This window comes from Segatella copri (assembly GCF_024330485.1).
GTDB lineage: Bacteria > Bacteroidota > Bacteroidia > Bacteroidales > Bacteroidaceae > Prevotella > Prevotella copri_L.
The window spans coordinates 1-7,839 of record NZ_JANDWX010000054.1 but is presented as its reverse complement, the minus strand read 5'-3'; the positions used below and the strand labels follow the sequence as shown (position 1 = coordinate 7,839).

Sequence of the window (7,839 nt, the reverse complement as noted above, 5' to 3'; positions counted from 1 at the left end):
TATGTTTTGGGAACCCCAAAACGCCTCGCTCCACCATGAGGGCGGAGGAATTTTGCTCCCGACGGTCGCAGAAAGTGAGTGTACCAACTGTAAACAGTATATCGAATGACAAGCATACAGAAACAGAATAGGAAAAAGGGCGGAAGACCGCCTACGGGCAGGGTTCGCAAGCTGTCGAAGTCTGTCACGGTGAAGTTCTCGAAGCCAAGCTACGAGGCTTTGAGACTGAGGGCGAGAAAAGCCAACCGCAAATTGGCGGAGTACATTCGTGAGTCCGCCTTGAACGGCGAGGTGGTCAGCGGACACAACGCTGAGACGATAGCCATCGCTAAGAATCTCATAGGCATGGCGAACAACCTCAACCAACTTACCAAGCTGTCGCATCAGAGAGGTTTCCACGAAACCCATGTGTATGTGGTGGACTTGTTGAGAAGATTGAAATCCATCCTTGGCGAGTATCGCCAAGCAAGTTATAAACCGAAGCCATGCGGAATAGGCAGAAAGGAGGATGCCACATGATAGGCAAGCTAAAGAAGGGCAGCTCATTTGCTGGTTGCATCCGCTATGTTACAGGCAAGGACGAGGCGAAAATCCTTGCCTCTGATGGTGTGTTACTCGGCACGAATACCGAGATGACGCAAAGTTTCGAGCTACAAAGGCAGCTAAATCCAAGGATTAAGAAGCCTGTGGGGCACATAGCTTTGAGCTTCAAGCCCGAGGACAAGCCACGTTTGACGGATGAATTCATGGCTAAGATAGCCCTTGAATACATGCAGATGATGGGGATAAAAGATACCCAATTCATTATCGTAAGGCATCACAACACGGACAATCCACATTGTCATATCGTGTATAACCGCATCAATAACGAGTGCAAACTCATATCAGACAGGAATGATTATAGGTGTAATGAGCAAGTGACCAAGGCTCTTAAATCCAAGTATGGATTTACCTACGGAACGGACAAGAGCAATACTAATACTCGCAAATTGCGCAATGCGGAGCGTGCCAAATATGAGATTCACAATGCTGTAAAGAGCGCATTGAGAATGGCAGATAGTTGGGACGAGTTCAAAAGTGAACTTGCAAAACGAGGTGTTCACTTAGAGTTTGTCTATAAGGATAAGGAGCGAACCAAGGTACAAGGCATCCGTTTCAGCAAGGATGGATATAGCTTCAAGGGTGCGCAGATTAGCCGAGACTATAGCTTTGGCAAACTGAATGCGAGATTTGAGCGAACGGAGAACCATGTATCTTCAAGAGCCAACTCTACTCTGCAATATGAGCAAGGCGATCACAAGAGCAACCATGAGCCATCCATGTCGGAGAGCAGCCAAGACCCTTGGGATGGTATTTATTCCATTGGACTTTTTGCTCCAGCCAATGCTCTGACCTTTGAGCAATTCCCAGAGGATGAATCATCCAAGAAGAAAAAGAAGAAACGCAGAAGAGGCTTTAGCCTTTGATGCAAGTTACAAACCATTCAAACAACAAAAGAAAGATGAAAGAAGAACTATTGGAAGCCATCTACGGCACAGTTGAGAGATTGGAGCAAAAAGTCGATGAACTTTCTGCCTCACCAAAGAATACAGAGGCGGAAAGCACTCCGGCCTCTGTAAGTGTTGATACTAGCAAACTTGAAAAAGCTATTCTTGCTATGGCTGTAAAAGAAGGGGAAGCTATTGACAAATTGGTAAGATTAAGAGAAGCTATCTGCATTTTTACCGACCTTACCAAAAAAGAAGCAAGCAAAGATGAACAGCGAAGTAAACTCTTGTTTGATACTGTTAATCAGGTGAAACAAGAGCTGAATGCCACATCAAAAGTTGTGCAGGACAAACTTCACGCAATAGGTTACACACCTCAAAAGAAGGTTGTCACCCACCGCTTAGAACCAACTTCAAAATATGTTCTTCTTTTCATCGGGGGCTTGGCTCTATCCCTTATCTTCTCTATTTGGGGCAATCTCACCCAATGGCGAGAGCACCAAGATTGGGAGGAGGCAGACTTGAAGTATCGGGCATTGAAGATGGTTCTTCCATCTGACGACCCCAATGTTCGATACATCGAAAAGAACTTCTCTGTATGCCCTAATAAAGAAGTTATAGAGAATGTGAGAGCTCATGTAAATACTTACGAGGACTCAATTCGCTACCATATCGAAATGATACAGATGGCAGCAATTAAAGATAGCATTGCTAATAGCCTATTTAAAGAGGCGAATGAAATTAAAAAGAAAATTAATCAGAAATAATAGACAACGACCATCGGCTACAAGCGCATCCTTTGCTTCGATAAAGTAAAGACGAACGGTCTCCGTATCGTGTTTGATAGTGCAAGAACTTGTCCAATGCATCAGCAACATAGCAGAATCCTGACTTTTCATTAACTCTCAACTGTTCATCCGTGTCCGTGATGCCACACGTTTGACATTGCGGTCACATTTTCTTTTATGATGGTTATGAAGAAGAAATAGATAATTATAGCAGTTTTGGTTATCTCACTTGTTGCATCTTATATCTTATGTGATACGAAACAAAATGATGCCGATATTGATTCCGTTAAAGCCGAAGAATATACGGCAGTCTAAGAAAACAGTATTGACTTGGATTCCATTGCAGGAACATATTGCGGTGTGTTGCCACCTAATGTTGAAACAACACTCACACTAAATGAAGATGGAACGTATTGCTTGAAGCAGGAATCTACAAACGATTCGGATAGTAGTGAAGTGTTGAACGGTATCTTCAAAGTGCTTGACGGCAGTATTCTGATGTTAGAACATTTGTCAAGTGGTTATAATATATTTTACAAGATAAAGAATGATAGTTGCATTATCTAATAGATTCATTTGGGAATGAGCCAAGAAGCGCAAAGACCGGTGTACTGAAGAAAAAATAATAAAAATAAAACCCGTGGGTTGTTGTGTCTCCCTCACGGATTTTATTGATATTTTCTCCTAACTAATTATATATTCTTTTTATAGCAAAAATCTTTATAATTAAGGCTCTTGTAATTTCCTACTAGACTTTTCATCACACTTATAATGTAAATTTCCAGAAGAATCTGTATAAAAATACTTTATTATATTTACTTTAGCTCCCATCCCGTTATGTCTTATTACATATTGAGTGTTTGGTAATAGCCTTATATAGGAAGGATTATACCGAAATTCTTGCTTATAAGAAGACGATTCTATCGCTTTAAATTTCTTTGATATTCTTTTTTTTAAACAAATAGTATCCACCTCTCTACATGTTCCCTTTGTCCGCAAAAAGAAGTCATATGTATAAGATTTGCTAAAGCTATCTAATGGCTCAATAGAAAAATGCAACAGATTGTAAATATAAAAAGTCTGTTCCTTTTCATTGAATTCTACATCATGATTGTCACATGAACAAATCAAAAATAAACACATGAAAATTTCTATTATATATTTCATTCTCAAAAATCTATTGTGAATAGCCAAATCTTGACCATTCTTGTTAAACTTGTTTGTTAAGACATTTTTTATATTGGGCGGTATTCACCAATTGTGAAACCGCCCAATTTGAGGTGTCTATAACAGGGTTTCATACAAATCTTTTTCTTCTATCGCAAAATTGAAGAAAATCAGATTCCAATATAAAACGAAAGCACGAAGTTGTTGCTTCCCAAGGAGGCCATGAAGTGGTGATGAACGGAGAATAACACTATTCACTCTCTCTCGGAGGGTGTGACAGAAGTTCTTTTTGTACAAACACTCCTTTCTCGAACTTCCATTTTCCAAACTCATAATCAACGGCAGAACCACGGCTGAAAGATTCAATAATCTTTTCTTTTTCGTTAAGCGTAGGATTGGGAATATCATGGAATGATGGAACAAACAAGAACTTCTGCTTGACTTCATTCCAGACATAAGCATCCCAATATTCCACACCTTGATTTCCGAATTGTCCCAAATATACCAACAGATCTTTATTGCCATCAAACGTCACATCAGCCATCAGACAGCTATCCTTCCGGCCACCATTTGGGTCAAAGGTATCGTCCTTTGGATAAGAGAAAGGTATAATTTGTACAGTTTTCTCCCCTCGCATAATAAATACTTCAAAATCGAAATCCTTGGACTTGGGAGATTGTGTTCTTATAACAGCGTTAAGCGTATCTTCCGATGCAATATCTTGCTTGGTAAAGACCTTGCCCGAAATCACACTATCGGTGTCAATAGACATGCTGTCTTTGGTAGGGTTTCCCTGCCCCACCTTACTTTCCTTGCAACCGAAGATCAACATCAAAGAAAGTATTACTAATGTACTATCGATAATTCTTTTCATTGTCTTTAAATATTTTGATCATTTCATTGCGTTATTTTTTATTATTGTATGCAAAGGTAGTGCTTTTAGCCTTTAAGCCACTATCACACAACCCCTTTCTTTGAAAAGAACGTAAAATCAATAGTATTATTGCGATGATTGTACTTTTATTAATCGTTTCACTCGTTGTACGGTATTTACCCCTTAAACGGATGATTTCCCGACAACAGGAGTCAATAACATTACAATAAGTCCACAAAAGGAAGAACAGATATATGATTTGTCTGGGAAAAAGGTAATATCTACAACTCATTAAAAAGAAAAAATTAGAAAGGAATTATAGAAAGCGATATTTGCCCATAATTCCTTTTTATTTTTATATGACCCCACCAACTCCAATTGGATATAATCAAAACGGTACGACCGGTTTCCAGAAATCGCTAATTTGATTTAGTTTCAAGTTTCTCTTCCAAACATTAGCTTTAATAAAATGCTCTTCATAAACAGCCCTGTCTTGCTCTGGATAAATGTTCCCTTTCCAATATTGTCTCAATTCGGCAACCTTAATGAGATGTCCATTGGTGCATACATATTTTGCATATTCGTTCTCTGCGGAAGAAACATACACTCTTGAAAGAATACACTTGTATTTGTCGCTGATTTTGGGGTTTGGAATATCTTTGAATTCTTCAATTTTGTCATAATGCTCAGTATTAGGATTCCAAACACATGCATCAAAATGTTCAGTGCCAGAAGCACCAAAGCTACCCAAATAAAACAGCACATCTTCTTTTATACCGTCAAAATTCAAGTCAGTCAACAGACAACTATCAATACGTTCTTCATTTGGTACAAGATCATCATCTTCAGGATATTTGTATCCGAAGCGATGAATGGTCTTGTCGCCACGTTTTATAATCACGCCATAATCAACATCGTCAACCTCATGCTCTATCATAAGGCTTAGAGTGTCGTCATTACTTCTCATAGAAGAATCAGAAGTTGCTTCTTTCTGTGGAACACATTTCGTTTTATTCTTATAGCATCCCCATACTACAAGAAAACTACAAAAAATGAGTAGAATAAAAACTATCTTTTTCATACTTCTTTTTATTTTTCTTTTTATTTTTATTGCGACAAAGATACAGAGTTTCTTCTTATTTTCTGCAAAAATGAGCAATTATCTTACTCCACCATTCTTCTTACTATTCAAAAATTCTAAACAAAGCATACATTATAGACATAAAACCAACAAGATATCCTTTAAGATAATCAATATAGCTTATTGTAAAACTCGGTGGGTTATTACGCCTGTCTTTGTATGTGATATTTAGGAATGTAATACCATAGAATATTGCACAAATACTATCATATCTTTTAAATAAGATGGTTGTTATTCCTAAGCATATCATCAAAATTGAAAAAATCAAGTAAGTGCCATATTTTACGGCACTTACCGACTTTTTGTGCTTAATAACTGAAAACATTATTGCAATTCCTGTTATAGACGCTAATATTCCCCAAAAACAAATATAGTTCATATTGTTTTGCTTTTATGTTATAACTAAAGAACGACTGGATATTGAATTTATTGCATAGAATTGTAGTATTAATCAAAAAACGCACAATAATATGTCTATCAATGTTTTTCAATAGTCCACGGATTTCTATTCTTTGTCAATTCAATGAATTTCTTATATTCCATTGAAACCAGTAAGGGTCTCGTCTTTTTTTATTTCATACAAATACGTGTACCCTGTTGGAATATTATAATTTATAAATACACATTTTTTCTTATGTCTTATAGCCTTTGCGTAACTCGGAGATTTATCGTCAAATAATGTAGTCTTAAAACTATAGTACATTTTTTTTATTGGTGCGCCAAACACAAAGATATATGTATGATTGTTAAAATCAAGTTTATTTGTATCAATAATGGCTTCTACTTTTATTGCATTATTAATTAATTTCATATTTAACAAAAACTCTTCTTTTGTATGTACAAATTTATAGGCATCTGGATAAAATGGAGTTTTAGGTATCGGAAGCTTGTAACAAGCACTATACTTAATATAATGCTTGTTACAAATAGTAAAAGATAGTCCAAAGACTATTACTACAAAACATAATTTCATATAAAGCATCCTATCTTTTGCCATTTTTCTCTCTTCTTAATGGATTATTTGAAATGTTATTGCGTTCCTCAACGAAAACCTCACCGAAAGGTACATACTCAATATGCTGCACCACCTCGCCGTCCACATAGTCGTTGTTGTCCTCGCCATTGTACGGCACTGCAAAGGTTGCATAATTATCCTTGACAACCTGCAACTATTGGACATATTTTTGCTTATATCATGTAATATAATATCACCATTATCCCATAGAACATAAAACCAATACCGCAATAGTAGCCCTTAAGAACATAAGGATGAGGAATTGTTATTTTGAAATAAGTCCTATTAACAGGACTCTTTTTCTGTTCCATATATGTATCAATGAATATTTCTATACCAAATAATATTGCACAAAATGCATGACAGATGTAATAAAAAAAACTTATCACACCTAAGAACAGTCCTATCAATGAAGCTATTCCATATATATATGTGGAAAAACTTTTTTTACTCCTATTTCTGTATAAATATATAAGTATCCATACACTACTCAAGAGCGTTATGCAATTAATAAATATTATGCACCATAGAGGTATCGTATCCATTATTTATTATCTTTTGTATTATTATTTTTAGAGTCCTTTTCTTCTATTACCTTATCGGTGATTTTTTCAGCTCCAGAGATTTTAAATTGGCGACTTTGATCTATCATGCGCTGTCAATTTGGAGTGTTTGAAAAATATAAAAACGTATGCCTCTGCCGCGCAGGGAGAGACCAGTGAGAGAGAACGGACTGTTACTACGGAGAAGAATTGTGATATAGGCTTGCTCCGTAAAGTCCTATTGTCACGTGGCAGGCCAATAGGCTTTACCACCAAACTAATGCTGCAAATATACAAAAATAATCTTAATAAACGGATATAATCTTTAAGAAATTTGCTGATTTGGTGTTTTTTTCTTATGATTTTGGTCGATTTTGCAGAAATCTTTTACATCTGTTGTATGTACTGGAGTTAGTTTGGCAAAAATACACAAATGGTCACGGCTTCACTTTCTTATATAAGAATGTAAATCATGGTTTGAAACTGTACACACTCGGAGTACAAACGAAAACAAGATATGCTTGTGTCGAAAAGGTATATATGAGCTGATGGTAGAGTCGTCATCAACAACAATGGCCCTTATTTGATAAACTCAGCAGGAATACTTGCTATTCATTTTATGATGGGGTTATGTTCACAAGTTTGAGATTTCATGTAAAAAAGTCCTAATTTCTATGTTTCTCTTCTTGCAAATTATGGGATATTAAGAAAAATATCGTATCTTTGTCCCCGAATTAAGGCGTTCTTTGCATATTGCAAAATACAGAAACGAGCAGAAGTCCGCTCGTTTCCATATTGTTACCTATATAATATAGGCAAACGCCC

The 7,839-nt window shown here is 36.7% G+C and carries 8 protein-coding genes and 1 pseudogene; 4 read left to right on the top strand and 5 right to left on the bottom strand.

Annotated elements, in window-relative coordinates; all coding sequences use genetic code 11:
• Window positions 1-105 precede the first annotated feature (105 nt).
• The 4 genes from NNC77_RS15705 to NNC77_RS15690 all read left to right on the top strand — a co-directional run bounded on the left by NNC77_RS15705 (window position 106) and on the right by NNC77_RS15690 (window position 2,842).
• Window positions 106-519 (top strand): plasmid mobilization protein, encoded by a 414-nt coding sequence (locus NNC77_RS15705; RefSeq protein WP_254971908.1) that lies wholly within the window; start codon window positions 106-108, stop codon window positions 517-519.
• The gene (locus tag NNC77_RS15700) at window positions 516-1,466 is read left to right on the top strand and encodes a relaxase/mobilization nuclease domain-containing protein (RefSeq protein WP_254986902.1); all 951 of its coding nucleotides are present in this window, start codon (window positions 516-518) and stop codon (window positions 1,464-1,466) included. Before NNC77_RS15705 ends, NNC77_RS15700 begins: the two co-directional genes overlap by 4 nt.
• A gap of 35 nt (window positions 1,467-1,501) precedes the next feature.
• Window positions 1,502-2,254, top strand: coding sequence for a hypothetical protein (locus tag NNC77_RS15695; RefSeq protein WP_254986901.1), 753 nt, complete (start codon window positions 1,502-1,504; stop codon window positions 2,252-2,254).
• A 381-nt stretch (window positions 2,255-2,635) separates the two neighbouring features.
• A complete protein-coding gene (locus NNC77_RS15690) occupies window positions 2,636-2,842 on the top strand; it encodes a copper resistance protein NlpE N-terminal domain-containing protein (protein WP_254953997.1) in 207 nt (68 codons plus the stop codon).
• Between the two features lie 159 nt (window positions 2,843-3,001).
• Here NNC77_RS15690 and NNC77_RS15685 read toward each other — a convergent pair whose 3' ends face one another.
• From NNC77_RS15685 to NNC77_RS15665, 5 genes and pseudogenes are all read right to left on the bottom strand, one after another.
• Window positions 3,002-3,442: a hypothetical protein gene (locus NNC77_RS15685; protein ID WP_118082132.1), complete on the bottom strand. Its 441-nt coding sequence runs from the start codon at window positions 3,440-3,442 to the stop codon at window positions 3,002-3,004.
• 250 nt (window positions 3,443-3,692) lie between these two features.
• A complete protein-coding gene (locus NNC77_RS15680; RefSeq protein WP_118192582.1) occupies window positions 3,693-4,316 on the bottom strand; it encodes an XAC2610-related protein in 624 nt (207 codons plus the stop codon).
• 388 nt (window positions 4,317-4,704) lie between these two features.
• Window positions 4,705-5,397 carry an XAC2610-related protein gene (locus NNC77_RS15675; RefSeq protein ID WP_254971818.1) on the bottom strand — a complete coding sequence of 231 codons (693 nt, stop codon included), beginning with the start codon at window positions 5,395-5,397 and terminating at the stop codon, window positions 4,705-4,707.
• 592 nt (window positions 5,398-5,989) lie between these two features.
• Window positions 5,990-6,454: a hypothetical protein gene (locus NNC77_RS15670; RefSeq protein ID WP_254971820.1), complete on the bottom strand. Its 465-nt coding sequence runs from the start codon at window positions 6,452-6,454 to the stop codon at window positions 5,990-5,992.
• 16 nt (window positions 6,455-6,470) lie between these two features.
• Window positions 6,471-6,650: pseudogene (locus NNC77_RS15665) on the bottom strand (hypothetical protein); the annotation flags it as partial.
• Window positions 6,651-7,839 lie beyond the last annotated feature (1,189 nt).

Excerpts from the sequence above, each read along its gene's own strand:
- NNC77_RS15675 (WP_254971818.1), bottom strand. The coding sequence starts at position 5,397 with ATGAAAAAGATAGTTTTTATTCTACTCATTTTTTGTAGTTTTCTTGTA.
- NNC77_RS15695 (WP_254986901.1), top strand. The coding sequence starts at position 1,502 with ATGAAAGAAGAACTATTGGAAGCCATCTACGGCACAGTTGAGAGATTG.
- NNC77_RS15700 (WP_254986902.1), top strand. The coding sequence starts at position 516 with ATGATAGGCAAGCTAAAGAAGGGCAGCTCATTTGCTGGTTGCATCCGC.
- NNC77_RS15680 (WP_118192582.1), bottom strand. The coding sequence starts at position 4,316 with ATGAAAAGAATTATCGATAGTACATTAGTAATACTTTCTTTGATGTTG.
- NNC77_RS15705 (WP_254971908.1), top strand. The coding sequence starts at position 106 with ATGACAAGCATACAGAAACAGAATAGGAAAAAGGGCGGAAGACCGCCT.
- NNC77_RS15685 (WP_118082132.1), bottom strand. The coding sequence starts at position 3,442 with ATGAAATATATAATAGAAATTTTCATGTGTTTATTTTTGATTTGTTCA.
- NNC77_RS15670 (WP_254971820.1), bottom strand. The coding sequence starts at position 6,454 with ATGGCAAAAGATAGGATGCTTTATATGAAATTATGTTTTGTAGTAATA.